Origin of the sequence: Teichococcus oryzae, from assembly GCF_008386565.1 — a bacterium.
GTDB lineage: Bacteria > Pseudomonadota > Alphaproteobacteria > Acetobacterales > Acetobacteraceae > Pseudoroseomonas > Pseudoroseomonas oryzae.
Genome location: NZ_VUKA01000019.1, coordinates 20,226 through 34,594, shown reverse-complemented (window position 1 = coordinate 34,594; position 14,369 = coordinate 20,226). Strand labels below are relative to the sequence as shown.

Annotated in this window: 15 protein-coding genes; 8 read left to right on the top strand and 7 right to left on the bottom strand. The window is 65.9% G+C overall.

What is annotated here, in order from left to right; translation table 11 throughout:
- Positions 1 to 499 precede the first annotated feature (499 nt).
- The 7 genes from F0Q34_RS19175 to F0Q34_RS19150 all read left to right on the top strand — a co-directional run bounded on the left by F0Q34_RS19175 (position 500) and on the right by F0Q34_RS19150 (position 5,802).
- Positions 500 to 1,099, top strand: coding sequence for a transporter substrate-binding domain-containing protein (locus F0Q34_RS19175; protein ID WP_161600946.1), 600 nt, complete (start codon positions 500 to 502; stop codon positions 1,097 to 1,099).
- A 419-nt stretch (positions 1,100 to 1,518) separates the two neighbouring features.
- The gene (locus tag F0Q34_RS22545; RefSeq protein WP_206668096.1) at positions 1,519 to 1,929 is read left to right on the top strand and encodes an ATP-binding cassette domain-containing protein; all 411 of its coding nucleotides are present in this window, start codon (positions 1,519 to 1,521) and stop codon (positions 1,927 to 1,929) included.
- Between the two features lie 159 nt (positions 1,930 to 2,088).
- Positions 2,089 to 3,396, top strand: coding sequence for an LLM class flavin-dependent oxidoreductase (locus tag F0Q34_RS19165; RefSeq protein WP_149813897.1), 1,308 nt, complete (start codon positions 2,089 to 2,091; stop codon positions 3,394 to 3,396).
- A gap of 40 nt (positions 3,397 to 3,436) precedes the next feature.
- Positions 3,437 to 4,774 carry an MmgE/PrpD family protein gene (locus F0Q34_RS19160; RefSeq protein ID WP_149813896.1) on the top strand — a complete coding sequence of 446 codons (1,338 nt, stop codon included), beginning with the start codon at positions 3,437 to 3,439 and terminating at the stop codon, positions 4,772 to 4,774.
- Between the two features lie 101 nt (positions 4,775 to 4,875).
- Entirely contained in the window at positions 4,876 to 5,001 is a 126-nt protein-coding gene (locus tag F0Q34_RS22540) for a hypothetical protein (protein WP_277755306.1), read from the top strand.
- A gap of 28 nt (positions 5,002 to 5,029) precedes the next feature.
- Positions 5,030 to 5,509 (top strand): IS5 family transposase, encoded by a 480-nt coding sequence (locus F0Q34_RS19155; protein WP_149813901.1) that lies wholly within the window; start codon positions 5,030 to 5,032, stop codon positions 5,507 to 5,509.
- Positions 5,510 to 5,526: 17 nt separating this feature from the next.
- The gene (locus F0Q34_RS19150; protein ID WP_241665582.1) at positions 5,527 to 5,802 is read left to right on the top strand and encodes a potassium-transporting ATPase subunit C; all 276 of its coding nucleotides are present in this window, start codon (positions 5,527 to 5,529) and stop codon (positions 5,800 to 5,802) included.
- A gap of 32 nt (positions 5,803 to 5,834) precedes the next feature.
- On the opposite strand, the gene F0Q34_RS19145 is transcribed toward F0Q34_RS19150, so the two are convergent.
- Genes F0Q34_RS19145 through coxB form a run of 3 tightly spaced genes read right to left on the bottom strand, consistent with a single transcriptional unit; the run spans position 5,835 to position 9,243 of the window.
- A complete protein-coding gene (locus tag F0Q34_RS19145) occupies positions 5,835 to 6,146 on the bottom strand; it encodes a hypothetical protein (RefSeq protein ID WP_149813894.1) in 312 nt (103 codons plus the stop codon).
- A complete protein-coding gene (gene ctaD / locus F0Q34_RS19140) occupies positions 6,143 to 8,635 on the bottom strand; it encodes a cytochrome c oxidase subunit I (RefSeq protein ID WP_149813892.1) in 2,493 nt (830 codons plus the stop codon). The genes F0Q34_RS19145 and ctaD overlap by 4 nt, the downstream gene beginning before the upstream one ends.
- Positions 8,632 to 9,243: a cytochrome c oxidase subunit II gene (coxB, locus tag F0Q34_RS19135; protein ID WP_206668095.1), complete on the bottom strand. Its 612-nt coding sequence runs from the start codon at positions 9,241 to 9,243 to the stop codon at positions 8,632 to 8,634. The genes ctaD and coxB overlap by 4 nt, the downstream gene beginning before the upstream one ends.
- Positions 9,244 to 9,309: 66 nt before the next feature.
- Between coxB and F0Q34_RS19130 the strand changes: the two genes are divergently transcribed.
- Complete coding sequence (locus tag F0Q34_RS19130; protein WP_149813890.1) at positions 9,310 to 9,843, top strand: DUF2231 domain-containing protein; 534 nt, start codon at positions 9,310 to 9,312, stop codon at positions 9,841 to 9,843.
- Here the strand turns inward: F0Q34_RS19130 and F0Q34_RS19125 are convergent.
- Genes F0Q34_RS19125 through F0Q34_RS19110 form a run of 4 tightly spaced genes read right to left on the bottom strand, consistent with a single transcriptional unit; the run spans position 9,810 to position 14,171 of the window.
- Positions 9,810 to 10,301 (bottom strand): CopD family protein, encoded by a 492-nt coding sequence (locus F0Q34_RS19125; RefSeq protein WP_174242077.1) that lies wholly within the window; start codon positions 10,299 to 10,301, stop codon positions 9,810 to 9,812. The genes F0Q34_RS19130 and F0Q34_RS19125 overlap by 34 nt on opposite strands.
- Positions 10,298 to 10,993, bottom strand: a complete 696-nt coding sequence (locus tag F0Q34_RS19120) for a cytochrome c oxidase assembly protein (protein WP_149813888.1) — start codon at positions 10,991 to 10,993, stop codon at positions 10,298 to 10,300. Before F0Q34_RS19120 ends, F0Q34_RS19125 begins: the two co-directional genes overlap by 4 nt.
- Positions 10,994 to 11,053: 60 nt before the next feature.
- Positions 11,054 to 11,860: a formate/nitrite transporter family protein gene (locus F0Q34_RS19115; RefSeq protein ID WP_149813887.1), complete on the bottom strand. Its 807-nt coding sequence runs from the start codon at positions 11,858 to 11,860 to the stop codon at positions 11,054 to 11,056.
- Positions 11,861 to 11,900: 40 nt separating this feature from the next.
- The gene (locus tag F0Q34_RS19110) at positions 11,901 to 14,171 is read right to left on the bottom strand and encodes an FdhF/YdeP family oxidoreductase (RefSeq protein WP_149813886.1); all 2,271 of its coding nucleotides are present in this window, start codon (positions 14,169 to 14,171) and stop codon (positions 11,901 to 11,903) included.
- Positions 14,172 to 14,369: the final 198 nt, after the last annotated feature.

Here is a 14,369-nt window from a genome sequence, read left to right as displayed (position 1 = left end):
CGCGTCTACCAGGCGGGGCGGGAGGTGGCGGGGCCCATCACCTGATCCTCAGGCCAGTGGCATCCGGAAAGGGCTTCGTCCTTTCCGGATCCTATCCGCCCTGAACGACACGGTCCTGTTTCTGGAAGCGGAGCCCAAGCGGTCATTCCGCAAATCAGGAGCCAGCCGAGCCCGTATCCGGCTCCGGCACGGGCGGCCGGCTTGGCCTGAAAGGAGGCGCCGCGGGCGGCGGCACCTGTCGCGGCCGGAACACAGGAGGAGACGAAGGCGGCGCGGGACTGGCCACGGGCGGTGGCCGCGACGGCACATAGGAGCGATCTGGCCGATAATGTCGGTGTGGCCGGTAGAACGGGTCGTCATACGGCCTGTACCCGTATCCGTACCCGTATCCTGGATCTCCCACGCTTCCGCTTGGGCCCCATGTATCGGCGGCGCACGCTCCCAAGATCAGGAGAACCAAAAGCGGCGGAAGGCGCCATTGTCCCATTGGAGGCTTCCTTTGGCGTTCACCGACATCATCCGGCCTGCCGGCCATCCGCGTCATAGGTTTTTGTTCCCGGTTCTGGTCAAAATCGCCGGAGTGGCGAACATTGCCTCGACCGAAGCTTGGAGCGAATTGCTTCGGTGCAATAGCCGCCCTTTTCCGCCTCAGGCTGAAACGGAATCGGGTACCCCGCGGTTGGAGGTCCGCCGCCCCGGGCCCGAGCCTCACTGGGTGAATGCCGGTGGCTTTGGCAACATCGTTCCGGGCCTTTCGAGTGGCCGTTGTGACGCGGCCCTGGCCAATCTCAGCGTCACGCCGGAGCGGCTGAAGCAGGTAGACTTCGTTTCCCACTTCAACAGCAACCGGCTGGGTCTGGCTCGCCTGAAGAAAGACGCGCCGCCGCAGCCGCCGAGCGGCCTTGCGGATCTGTGTGGCCAGACGGTGGGCGCCAGTTCCGGAACCATGAACGCGGCAACACTCAGGCGGCAGAGCGAGGCCTGCCAGGCAGCCGGCCCGCCGGCGTACAGGCGGTGCATAGCGGCCGGGTTCCCGGCTCCATCGCCTTTGGAAGGACTGCGCTACATGATTTTCGTATCGTGGGGCACGCCGGCCTAGGCCCGTGACTTCCAGGTGCCGAATGACGTCATCGGTGTGGGGCTGCAGAAAGATTCTTCCCTCGCTTCCCTGTTGCTGCCGCACTGAATTCCCTGATCAAGGACGGCACCGATGCCGCCATCCTGAACAAGTGGGAGCTTGGCTACGGTGCCGTCCGCGAGGCCCGCGCCAGCATTGGCCCTTCTGGCTCGGGCAAGTCCACGCTGCCTCGCTGCGTCAATCATCTGGAACGCCCGGACGGTGGCATGATCCATACCGCCGGCGACTTGATCGGCTACCGGCCGCCGGCGGCAAGATGCATGAGGTGGGCGAATGTGAGGTTGTCCGCCAGCGCGCCCGTATCGGCATGGTGTTCCAGAACTTCAACCTATTTCCGCACCTGACCGTGCTGGGGAACCTCTTCTGGAGGCACCGCGCAGATCCTGGGCCGCTCGCGCCGCGAGGCGGAGGAGCGGGCACGGGCGCTGCTGGCGCAGGTCGGCCTTGCCAACCGTGCCGATGAATGGCCGCAGACCTCGTCGGGCGGCCAGCAGCAGCGCGTCGCCATCGCCCGTGCGCTGGCCATGAACCCGGAGGTGATGCTGCTGGTCGAGCAGACCTCGGCGCTCGATCCGGAACGGGTGTGCGAGGTGCTGCAGGTCATGAAGGAGCTGGAGCGCACCGGCATGACGATGATCGTGGTCACCCTCGAAATCGGCTTCGCGCGCGCGGTCACCGACCAGCTTATCTTCATGGAGGAAGGCCGGATCATCGAGGCAGGCGATGCCCGCCAGATGATCGCGACCCCACAGGAAGCGCGCAAGGCGGCGTTTCTGGCCAGCGTGATCTGATGAAATGCGCGTGCCGGGGCGGTGGGGCTCCTGCCATCCGGTCATGGCCGCCCGCCAGGATTGCGCAGGGCGTGCGCACCATCCACACTCCCCACCCAACGGCGCCGGCCACATACGCGGTTGTGCGGTCTGTGAAGCAGCAGAAGAACGAGGCAATCTATGACCCGCCAGATGCATCTTGGGGTTTTTGTTCAGGCCGCCGGACATCATGTGTCCGGCTGGCGTCTGCCGGATGCCGAGGCGGGAGGCGAGAATCTCGACCTGATCCAGCGCATCGCCCGCACGGCGGAGCGTGGCAAGTTCGATCTGTTTTTCCTGGCCGATGGGCTGACCTCGGGAGCTGACGCGCATCCCTCGACGGTGGTGCGCATCGAGCCGCTCTCGCTGCTGGCCGCGCTGGCCATGACGACCAGCCATATTGGCCTGGCCGCCACGGCCTCCACCACCTATGGCGAGCCTTACCACGCCGCGCGTGTCTTCGCCTCGCTCGACCATCTGAGCCAGGGGCGCGCGGCCTGGAATGTGGTGACCACGAGCTACGCGCGCTCGGCCGCCAACTTCACCCGCGGCATGCATCCCGACCACGATGCCCGCTACGAGATCGCCGAGGAATTCGTCGATATCTGCAAGGGGCTGTGGGATAGCTGGGATGACGGCGCCATCGTCATGGACAAGGAAAGCGGTGTTTTCGCCGATGCGTCCCGGATGCATGTTCTCGATCACAAGGGAAAGCATTTCACGGTGCGCGGGCCGCTGAACTCGTCGCGGCCGCCGCAGGGCCACCCCATCATCATTCAGGCCGGATCCTCCGGACCCGGGCAGGATCTCGCGGCGCGCACGGCCGATGTCGTCTTCACAGCCCAAGGTGATCTGGGCGAGGCAAAGGCGTTCTACCGCAGCCTCAAGACGCGGCTTGCGCAGCATGGGCGCGATCCTGGCGCGATCACGGTCATGCCCGGCGTGTTTCCCGTGATCGGACGTGACCGCGCCGAGGCCGAGGAGAACTATAACCGCCTGCGCGAGTTGACGGACCTCAACGGCGCGCTGGCCCTTCTGTCCGACCGCCTGGGCCACGACGTGCGCCGCTTCGACCTTGATGCGCCCTTGCCGGATTTGCCCATCTCGGACCAGTTGCGGAGCCGCGCCGAGTTGCTGACGGCGCTGGCGCGGCGGGAAAAGATGACGGTGCGTGAACTGGCCTTGCATGCCGGGATGGCCCGTGGCCATGGCATCGTGCGCGGCACGCCGGCCGAGATCGCTGACTACCTGCAGCAATGGTTCGAGCAGGAGGCGGCGGACGGCTTCAACATCATGCCGCCCTGGTTCCCCACCCAGTTCGACCTGTTCGTGGACCATGTGGTGCCGGAGTTGCAGCGCCGGGGCCTGTTCCGGCGCGAATACGAGGGCCGCACCTTGCGGGAGAATCTCGGCCTGCCGCGGCCCGTCAGCCGCTACGCCGCCGCCTGACCGACGCGAACAGACCCCGGGAGAAGCAGGAACAATGACCATGGAGCAGGGACTGACGCGGCGCTATGCGGCGCTTATCGCCGGAAGCGAGCCCAGTGCCGAGGCAGTTGCCGCGGCACGCGATGGCCTCCTCGACTTCCTTGCCTCCGCCGTCGGTGGCCTGGATGACGGGGCTTACCTCAAGGTGCGGGACACCCTCCTGCCCCAGGCCGGCGCGCCGAAGGCCAGCGTGATCGGGCAGGCGCAGCGCGTCGATGCGCAAACGGCCGCGCTGCTGAACGGCACCCTGGGCCACGCTCTCGACTATGATGACGTGCAGGCAGGGGTTCGCGGGCATCCAAGCACCGTGATCCTGCCCGCCTTGTTGACGGCCGCCGAGGAAAGCGGCGCCACGGCCGCATCATTCCTCGGCGCCTATGTCGTGGGCGTGGAAGCCATGGCGAAGCTCGGCCGCGCCATGGGCTCGCGCCACTACGAGACGGGCTTCCACAACACGGCCACGCTGGGCCCGGTCGGGGCCGCTGCGGCGCTGGGGCACCTGCTGCGATTCGAACCTGACATGCTCGCCAATGCGCTCGGCATCGCCGCCACCCAGGCCGCGGGGCTGCGGATGCAGTTCGCGACGGAGGTCAAGCCGCTGCATGCCGGCCTGGCGGCGCGCGCTGGCGTTCTGGCCGTGCAACTCGCGCGCGGCGGACTGCAGGGCAACGCGGCATTCCTCGATGGCCGGCTCGGCTTTCCGGCAGTGCTGGGCCTGGGTGGAGCGGCGCCTGAACGGGCGGTCGATGGCTGGGGCGAGCCCTGGGAGATCCTGAATCCCGGCCTTGCCTTCAAGGCCTATCCCTGCTGCGGTGCCAGCCATCTGCCTGCCGACGCCATTCTGGATCTGATCGCGGAAGAAGGCCTGAGGGCGGAAGATATTGCCGAGGCCGTGGTCACCTTCCCGCCGGGCGGGGATGCGGCGCTTGTCGTGACGGAACCTCGCAATGGCCTCGATGGACGCTTCAGCGTCGAGTACGTCATTGCCGTGGCGCTGCTGGATGGTCGTCTGGGACTGGCGCCCTTCGCCGACCGTCCCTTGCGCGACGATGTCGCGGCCCTCCTGCCGCGCATCCGCCGCCAGATTGACCACGACGCGCCTTCGATCGGGGATGCGCCGGCCAAGCGCTTCGCCCGCGTCGATATCCGGACAGGAGAGGGACAGTGGCACAGCCGGACCGCAACGCGGGTGCGAGGGGCGCAAGATCTCCGGGCGAAGTTCCTCGATGCGGCGGCCTCTTCCGGCATTGCGGAGGTCATACCGGATTTGGTCGCCGGCATGCAGGACGCCAAGGACCTCGCGCGGCTGCTGTCGTTGCTGCGCCGCTCGCCTGATTGACGGCTGCGATCCCGGCGAGCATCGGCAGGTCGGTGAGGTGGCGCCGCCGATGGATGCGGCGACCTCTCACCAATCCTTCTTGCTGGTTCAGGGCATGTCGGATGAAAAGCCTGCCCGGCGCCGCGAAGGATCACCGGCAGTATCGGCGCTGGACCACCTCCGGTTTCTGGGACGTACTGCTGCAAGCCCTGGCCGACGGAGCGGTGACGCCGACGCCCTCCAGATGATCGACAGCACCATCGTCCGGGCCCACCACTGCGCGGCTGGCGCAAAAGGGGCACTCGCTGCCAAGGTCTTGGACGCTCGCGCGGTGGCTTCCCGACCAAGATCCACCTCCATACCAATGCCCATGGCCTGCCGATCAGCCTGACACTGACGCCGGGCGAGGCGCATGACAGCACAGCCTACAGCGTGCTGATGGAGGAGCGGCAGAGCGATCCTGGCACCTTGCTCGCGGATCACGGCTACGACAGTGATGCCATACGCCAGGATGTGCGCGACCGTGGCGGGCAGCCAGAAATCCCAACCAAACGGAACAGGCCCATCCAGCCCAGTGTCCAGCGGCCGCTCTACGTCCTCCGCAACCGCATTGAGCGCTGCATCAACCGCTTAAAGAAGTGCCGCCGCGTCGCCGCCACCGTGCTGCTGTTCACCGCCCTGCTGGGCTTGGCCGCGCCGGCTGCCCTGACCAGCATCGCGGGCGCCGTTCTTCCCAGCAGGCCAGCGGCAGCCTGATCAAGCGCGATGGGCAGGTGATCGGCTCCGCGCTGATCGGCCAGGCCTTCGCGGAGCCGCGCTATTTCCACCCGCGCCCTTCGGCCGCCGGGGCAGACTACGATGCCAGCGCCGGCGCCGCCTCCCAGCAGGGGCCGACCAGTGCCAGGCTGGCGGATGCCGTGCGCGAGCGCATGGCCGCCGCCGCCACGCCGCGGCCGGTGCCTGCCGATGCCGTCACCGCCTCCGGCTCGGGCCTCGATCTGCATAGCAGCCTGGAGAACGCGGCGCGGCTTCGTCCAGCCTCAGCCTAATGACCACCAGGCACTGGAACCCGGACCGTGACTCAAACGCAGACGGAGGCGATGGTCACCGGCACCCCGGTGATCACCGTCGCGACGCAGCCGATAACGGCCGAGGCGAGGCTCAGCCGCCGTTCAAAGCCGGCAGGCGCGGATCTCATCCACCAGATGGTGACAAGGCCTGCAATGCATAGCAGCATCCAGGTCGATACCATCACCCAGCGGAACAGCGTGCTTCCGGCAATCCCCACCTCGTGCCATCCGCTTTCGCAGCCAAATCCGTGCAATGCATAGAGAGCCGAGAAGCCGAAAGCCCATAGCAACAGCCCCGCGCTGCTCCGTGCCAGGAACATCATGACATCACCGCCGGCGCCAGCACGCACAACAGCACGATCAGCGTGGCGGCGCCGGCATAGTCGCCAAACAGCTGCGCCACGGAAGCCTCCAGCCTGCGGGAGCCGGAAACATGGCCTGACCCGATGCGGGCGCGGAGAAAAGCGGCGCATAGCAGCGCAAGGAGGGCATGCAGCGCCGCATATGTGAGAAGTGCCCAGCAGATGGCGGCATAGGCATGGCTGCCTGGTGGAGGCAACTCGGTGATGCCCACAAACATCAACCCGGCGATCACCACCGCCTGCGCACCGATGGCGCCGGCAGCGGCACGGGACGCGGAGGAGGCTGGCCCTGCCTTGCTCGCCGACGCAGCACGGCGCGTCAGGGCAGCACCGGCCAGCGCCGCCAGCCCGGCCATCAGTCCGACGGGAATGCCGCCTCCGATCAGCTCAGGAGGCGGCCAGTTGGGCGCCACCACCCAAAGAAAGGCATATCCGAACAGCAGCGAGCCCAGCAGTGCCGCATCTGACACCAGCAGGAACACGCTGCCCCACCATCCCGGCGCGCCAGGCGCCTCCCGGTGGGTTGGTGCCGTCTCTCCGGGGCGGATCGATACCGGCCCGAGGTCCTCTCGCCAGCCCAGAACCCAGGCCCACCGCCAGCCCAGCGCGATGACGCCAGCGACGGGAGCCAATGCCAGCCAGTAGAAGCCGAACAACAGGCACAGGAAGAAGCTTCCCGTCAGCGCGGCGGTGATGATCGGGAGGCTCGTATTGCCGGGCAGCACAACAACATGGTCCACCGCGCCCGTGGTGATGTCGACGGCCATGGTTTCGCGCCTCCCATGCCGCGCCTCCGCCAGGTAGCCCTCGCCCCGCGCGAGCCGCAGCCCGAGATCGGGATCGGCCGCAAGGGGATCACGATCCTCGACACGCGGCTGGCTGGCGAAGTTGTAGGCCGAGGCCGGGATCGGCGTCGCCCATTCCAGCGTGCCGCTGCCCCACGGATTGCGGCGGCTGCGGCGCGACAGGAAGATCTGCAAGGCAACGTCGATGGCGAACATGGCGAAGCCGAAGGCCATGACGAAGCTACCCACCGAGGACAGCAGGTTGAGCCAGGTCCAGCCCATCTCCTCGGAATAGGTGTAGATCCGGCGGGGCATTCCCAGCAGCCCCGTCAGGTGCATCAGGAAGAAGGTGACGTTGAAGCCTACGAAGATCAGCCAGAACGCCGCCTCGCCCAGCTTCGGCACCCGGGCGCGGCCGGTGAAGTGCGGCAGCCAGTAATACGCCCCCGCCAGCATCGGGAAGATGAAGCCGCCGACCAGCACGTAATGCAGGTGCGCGACAACGAAGTGGGTGTCATGCGCCTGCCAGTCGAAAGGCACCATGGCCAGCATCACGCCTGTCAGCCCACCCAGCACGAAGATCAGAAAGAAGCCCAGCAGATAAAGCATGGGCAGCTTCAGCTCCGGCCTGCCATTCCACAGCGTGCCGATCCAGGCGAAGATCTGCAGTGCGGTCGGCACCGCCACCAGCGCCGAAGCGGCGGAAAAGAAGCCCAGCGCCATGTGCGGAATGCCGGTGGTGAACATGTGGTGCACCCACAGCCCGAAGCTCAGAAAGGCCAATGCCAGCAACGCCGCCACGATCCATCCATAACCCAGGATGCGCGTGCGGGCCATCACCGGCAGCACGGTGGAGACCACGCCAGCGGCGGGCAGGAAGATGATGTAGACTTCCGGATGGCCGAACAGCCAGAACAGGTGCTGCCACAACAAGGGGCTTCCGCCACGGTCCGGATCGAAGAACGGCCAGCCGAAGGCGCGCTCCACCTCCAGCAGGATCGAGCCCAGGATCAGTGGCGGAAAGGCGGCGATCATCATCAGCGCGGTGATCAGCAGATACCAGGCCAGCAGCGGCATCCGGTCCAGGCGCATGCCTGGTGCCCGCACCTTCAGGATCGAGACCGTGATCTCGATGGCCGCGGCGATCGCCGAGATCTCCACGAAGGTGACGCCGAGCAGCCACACATCGGCGTTGATGCCGGGCGTGTAGGTCTTGGATGACAGCGGCGTGTACATGAACCAGCCGCTGTCGGGCGCGACGCCAAACGCCAGCGACCCGATCAGGATTGTGCCACCGAACAGGTAGCACCACCAGCCATAAGCCGAGAGGCGTGGAAACGCCATGTCGCGGCTGCCCAGCATCTTTGGCAGCAGATAGAGGGCCAATCCTTCAAACATCGGGATGGCGAACAGGAACATCATGATGCTGCCATGCATCGTGAAAAGCTGATTGTAGATCTCGGATCCGACAAAGGCGCTTCCGGGGGTCGCGAGCTGCGCCCGGATCAGCATCGCCAGAACGCCGCCAATGGCGAAGAAGGCAAAGGCGGCGATGATGAACCTTCGGCCGATATCGGAATGGTTGACCGAGGCGGCCGTTCCCCGCCAACCTCGCGGCGAACCCCAGATCGCGGTCAGCGCGCGATGGCGGTTGAGCGCGTTCATGGCCTTTCTCCGAGCTGAAACGTGGCCCAGCCGGCCTCGTCATGCGCGATCACGCGGAAGCGATGGTTGGTGTGGTCGAGGCCGCAGAATTCGGCGCACTGGCCTTCGAACTCGCCGGGGCGGCTGGCCTCGATGCGCAGCACGTTCACATGCCCGGGGATGGCGTCCATCTTTCCCGCCAACCGGGGCACCCAGAAGCTGTGGATCACGTCGGAGGCGGAGATGCGCACATCGACCGGCCGGCCGGCCGGGATGTGCAGCACGTTCTGCGTCTCGATGGCAGACGTCGCACCGGGCTGGCGGAAATGCCAGTACCATTGATGAGCAGTGGCCTCGACCGTGACGGTCTTCGTCGACGGGCGTGCAATGGTTTGTTCACCGAGGCCCAGCGCAAAGCCCAACAGGAGCATCAGAATGGCCGACGGCATCGCGACGCCCAGCCAGCCTATCCACAGCGAGGTTCCGGGCACCTTCCGTGGACGCCGGATGAAGGCCATTGCGAGCAGCGCCGTCACCAGCAGCGTCAACACCGCGGAGCCGGCCAGCATCGCCCACCAGAGGGTCGCGATCGATGCGGCTGCTGGCCCCGCCGTGTCGAGGGTCGACAAGGGGCCAGAGCAACCGCCAAGAGCCAGCGCTGTTATCGTGGCGCATAGCCGGTGTAGCATAGGGCGATGACCTCAGTTTCCGAGAAATCCAGAGCCTCCACGCAGGACAACACGCTGGTCGATCCCATCTCGGCACATCCGGCCTTCAACCGGACCGAGTCGCAGATCGCCATCGCGGGGCATCCGATCCATGCCATGCTGGTGGCCTTTCCGATCGCGCTCGCCATGTGCACCCTTGGGGCCGACGGCTTCTATTGGTGGACAGGCGATGTCTTCTGGGCACGAGCCGCGCTTTGGGCGAGCGGCATGGCCTTTCTGCTGGGCGTGGCGGCCGGTGTGTCCGGCACGATCGAGCTGCTGATGGTGCGTGGCATCCGCATCCGCGCCGCAAGCTGGACGCATTTCGTGCTGGCGGTGATGCTGCTTTCCATTCTGGGCGCGAACTGGGGTTACCGCCTGAGCGGGTACGAACAGGCGGTGTTGCCCTGGGGCATCATGCTGTCCCTGTTCGCGGCGGGCTTCACCGGCCTGACCGGCTGGCATGGCGGAAAGCTGGTTTTCGATTATCACATCGGTACCTCGCCCACCGGCAGGGATTGATCCCGCGGTTCGAGCAGCCAGGTGGGCCCCGGCCATGTCTCCACGAGGGGCTTGCCGAGAACCAGCACCAGGATCGCCAGCATCGCCACCAGGGACATCCCGACCAGCGGCATGGCGGCCGGTGGGATGTAGTCTCCCTGCTGCTCGCCCATCTGCAGCGTGATGTGCCCGACCCAGGCATGGATGATCACCAGCACGCCCACCATCACCAGCTTCACGAACATCCATGGAACGAACACGCTCCGCATGAAGATCAACGCCGTGCCCACGGCGATGGCGATAACGGCGGCGGGCGTGATCAGCCGCACATAGGATTGGTGCGTCACGACCCTCAGCCGGGCGAAATCAATCTGGTCGCCATTCGGGGCATGCCGCGCCAGCAGCAGGGGAAGGCCGACGAGTCCAGCGCACCAGACCGACAAGGCGGCGATATGGACGAATTTGAGAGCCGCGATCATGTCGCCACGGAAACCCGGACCCATGCACGCCGGGCAAGGAGCGCCAGGGCCACCGCATAGGGGATGACGCCCGGCACCCACATCACAAGCCCCGCCAGCTGCTGATCGGCGACCTGCTCCAGCCCCCAGGGCAAGGTGGTGCCGAAATGCGCCGCGTAGAGCGGCGCCTTCGAAAAGGTCAGCAACGCGCCGAGCATGCCCATCTGGGCCATGCCCAGGATGGCGGAAAGCGCCGCCGTCACGGGCGGAGCGGCAAACAGAGCCCGCCAGAACCAGGCGGCTGTGCCAAGCAGGCTGATCTGCATCAGCCAGTACATGGCGGTATCGGCCAGGGCCCAGTCATAAAGCGAGGGAAGATGCCACGCCCACAGCGTTAATGTGGAGATCGCGAAGGCCACACCGAGATTGCTGGACCTCCTGGCCGGGAAGGCCAGGGCAAGCAGAGGCGCCGCGACCGTGACGATCAGCAAATGGTGCACGGCGCGGGCGGAGAACAGGGCGACGCTCAGCGCGCAAAGCGGGGACACGAAGGCCAGCGCCAACGCGCCCGTGGCCGCCCAGATCATGTGCGGATGCCGTGACCACGGCGCCATGGCGGCAGCACAGCCAAGCGCCAGAAGGAGCAGCGGGTCCATGTTCCAGCGGTGGAGCCATTCGAACGGATCTGGCGGCAGGCCGCAATAGCTGGTCATGAGCGTGGTACCTCGGTATGGGCGGCAGGATGTGTCAGCGGGCCGCGGTGAGGCACATCATCAGGCCTCCTGCCGCAATGCATTGTGGCCATAGGCAAGGCCAAGTGCCAGAAGCGCCCCGCCCAGAAGATTTCCCAGGCTGCTCAACAAAAGGTTCTGCAGGCCGGCGAGCCAGAACACGCCTTCACCCGGCATGGCCAGCCAGCCCAGCGGCAGGATCGACATGTTCGCGACGGAATGCTCCAGCCCCGCGGCAACAAAGATCATGATGGGGCCGGTGATGGCGAGGATCTTGGCTGGGATCGTTGCTGCGCCCATCGACATCCAGACCGCCAGGCACACCAGCATGTTGGCCAGGATGGCGGAACAGAACACGGCCAGCGCAGACTTGGCCATCTTGGCTTCAACCATGCTGGCCGCAGCTTCCCCCACGCCATCCCCCAGCCCGCCAGCTGCCACGAAGAACAAGGCCACGGCAATGCTGCCCACAAGGTTGCCGATCCACACGATGGTCCATGCGCGGATCATGCGGCCAGCCGGCAAGGCCCCCGTGGCCGCCGGCAGCACCATCATCGTGTTGCCGGTGAACAATTCCGCGCCCACGATCATGACCAGGATCAGGCCCACGGAAAACGCCAGGCCGGACAGGAGTTGAACGGCGCCCACGGCATCGCCGCCCCCGGGCCCCGCCTGGGCCAGTCCCGATTGCGCCACCATGGAGATCACCGACCCGAAAGCGATGAAGGCTCCGGCGAAGCCGGCCAGGACCATCATCCGCATCCAGGGCTGCCGGGCCTTGGCAGCCAGCGCTTCCGGCGCGGCCTGCGCGATCGCATTCCCAACGGGATTCTTGCGGGTGTCGCTCATCGACGCTCCATGTCGCGCTTGCCGGCCGCCACGGGCCGCTTCATGCGGCCGCTTCGATCCGCACCGGCACGGCCTTGCAGGCCGGGGTCTTGGATTTGCGGTCGTGGTGCTGAAGCGGGATCAGCGGATTCAACTCGGGATAATAACCGGCGATGCTGCCATCCGGCAGGTCGAACGGCACCACCTCCAGCGCGTCGATCCGCCGCGCCTGGCCGTCCTGCGCATCGCCGATGAGCGACACGCGCTGCCCGGCCACGAGCCCGGCACGGCGCATCTCCTCGGGATTGATCAGCACGACGTCACGCTTGCCCTCGATGCCCCTTAGGCGGTCGCTATAGCCATAAACGGTGGTGTTGAACTGGTCGTTGGAGCGCAGGGTGATCAGCCGGTAGCGGCCTTCGGCATCCGGCACGTCGGTCGCGGCCAGCGTGTCGGGTGCCGTGAAGCTCGCCTTGCCGCTTTCCGTTTCCCACACCCGCTCGCGCGCCTTGTTGCCGCGGTAGAAGCCGCCCGGCTGGAACATCCGCTCGTTCATCCGGTGGAATTCTTCCGGATAGGTTTCGGCGATAAGATCGCGCACCCGTCCGTAATCCGCCGTCCACTCATCCCACTGCACCTTCGGGTTTGGCGGCAGCGTCTCCTTCGCCATTCCCGCGACAATGGCGACCTCCGATTTCAGATGCTCGCTTGCAGGCTCACGATGGCCGAGGGAGCCATGGATGTGGCTGAAGCTGTCCTCGATGGTCACCGTCTGCGGGCCGCTGGACTGCAGATCCTCTTCGCTGCGGCCGAGGCAGGGCAGCAGATAAGCAACGCGGCCGTGGAAAAGATGGCTTCGGTTCAGCTTGGTGGCGATCTGAACCGTCAGGCGCATGTTCTGCCACGCAGGCTCGATCCGCGCCTGGTCCGGAATGGCGCGCAGGAAGTTGCCGCCAAGCCCGATAAAGGCCTGCACCCTGCCCTCCAGCAAGCCCTCGCAAACCTCGACGGTGGTCATCCCCTTGTCGCGCGGCGGCTGGAATCCGAACTGCTCGGCGAGCTTGTCGAGCGGCACCAGCTCAGGCTTCTCGGCGATGCCGACGCTGCGCTGGCCCTGCACGTTGGAATGGCCGCGAACCGGGCAGATGCCCGCGCCAGGCCTGCCGATATGGCCGCGCATCAACAGCAGGTTGACCAGCATGGCGATGTTCTCGAAGCCATGCACATGCTGGGTCAGGCCCATCCCGTACACGCCGATGACGCGCTCCGCCCGCAGATAGACCTGGGCCGCGGCCTCGATCCCGGCCTGGCTCAGCCCCGAATCCCGCTCGATGTCGGCCCAGGACGTCGCCTCCGCCTTGGCGCGGAAGGCATCGAACCCGGTGCAGTGCTGGTCAATGAAGGCGTGGTCGATCACCGCTCCGCCGCTGCGCGCATCCTCGGCAAGGACCGCCTTGCACAGGCCCATGATTGCAGCGATGTCGCCGCCGGGCCGCAGCTGAAGGTATTGCGAACTGATCGGCGTTTCTCTGCCCGTCAGCATCTGCACCGGCCGTTGAGGGTTGATGAAGCTGGTCAGACCTTTCTCCTGGATCGGATTGAAGGTCACGATCCTGCAGCCCCGCTCGCTGGCTTTCTGCAGCGGATGAAGGAAACGCGGGCTGTTTGTTCCTGTGTTCTGCCCGAACAGGAAGATCGCGTCGCATTGCTCGAAATCCTCCAGCACGCAGGTGCCGACCGGCGATCCAATCAGTTCCTTGAGAGCCACCGATGTTGTCTCGTGGCACATGTTGGAACTGTCAGGAAGATTGTTGTGGCCGTATACCCGCGCGAAGAGCGCATAAAGATAGGATGTTTCCAGGCTAGCCCGGCCCGAGGCGTAGAACACCGCCGATTTCGGATCGGTGGCCTTCAACTCGGCGCCGATCGCGGAAAATGCTTCTTGCCAGCCGCAGGGAACATAGCGGTCACTGGCCGCTTCGTAGCGCAGCGGATGTGTCAGACGGCCCTGCTGTTCCAGGTCATGGTCGCTCCAGCCCCGCATTTCCGCGACGCTGTGCTGCGCAAAAAACTCCGGCGTGCATCGCCGGGTGGTCAGCTCCCACAGGGTAGCCTTGGCGCCATTCTCGCAGAACTCAAAGGCATGGGGATGCTTCGGCTTGCCCCATGCGCAACTGACGCACATGAACCCGCCTGCCTTGTTCTGCTTGCGCAGCGTGTTCAACGCACCGGGCGACGCCATCTCCCGTGCCGTGGTTTCGAAGATTCCGCGCAGGGAGCCCCAGCCGCCCGAAGCGCCGCCATAATCAACGGTGTCAGACTGCCCTGCCATGATGTGCCCCCTTGCCGATCGTCTCCTCGATAAGGGTCAGTCGGGTTGCAAGGTTGCAAAAAATTAACTGCTCACCTGTTTTATGTTTCAGTGAGTAACATGAGAGCTCCTTCAGCCTTACCTGCCGCTACTTCATCAGCATCGCGGCAAGGGTCTGGCCCATTTGCGCCACTTGGGAAGTCAGCGTTCACCAATCAC

Bases quoted from the DNA above. Each gene is read 5' to 3' on its own strand.
- F0Q34_RS19160 (WP_149813896.1), top strand. From the start codon at position 3,437: ATGGAGCAGGGACTGACGCGGCGCTATGCGGCGCTTATCGCCGGAAGC.
- F0Q34_RS19130 (WP_149813890.1), top strand. From the start codon at position 9,310: ATGACCTCAGTTTCCGAGAAATCCAGAGCCTCCACGCAGGACAACACG.
- ctaD (WP_149813892.1), bottom strand. From the start codon at position 8,635: ATGAACGCGCTCAACCGCCATCGCGCGCTGACCGCGATCTGGGGTTCG.
- F0Q34_RS19165 (WP_149813897.1), top strand. From the start codon at position 2,089: ATGACCCGCCAGATGCATCTTGGGGTTTTTGTTCAGGCCGCCGGACAT.
- F0Q34_RS19145 (WP_149813894.1), bottom strand. From the start codon at position 6,146: ATGATGTTCCTGGCACGGAGCAGCGCGGGGCTGTTGCTATGGGCTTTC.
- F0Q34_RS19110 (WP_149813886.1), bottom strand. From the start codon at position 14,171: ATGGCAGGGCAGTCTGACACCGTTGATTATGGCGGCGCTTCGGGCGGC.
- F0Q34_RS19125 (WP_174242077.1), bottom strand. From the start codon at position 10,301: ATGATCGCGGCTCTCAAATTCGTCCATATCGCCGCCTTGTCGGTCTGG.
- F0Q34_RS19120 (WP_149813888.1), bottom strand. From the start codon at position 10,993: ATGACCAGCTATTGCGGCCTGCCGCCAGATCCGTTCGAATGGCTCCAC.
- F0Q34_RS22540 (WP_277755306.1), top strand. From the start codon at position 4,876: ATGAAAAGCCTGCCCGGCGCCGCGAAGGATCACCGGCAGTATCGGCGC.
- F0Q34_RS19115 (WP_149813887.1), bottom strand. From the start codon at position 11,860: ATGAGCGACACCCGCAAGAATCCCGTTGGGAATGCGATCGCGCAGGCC.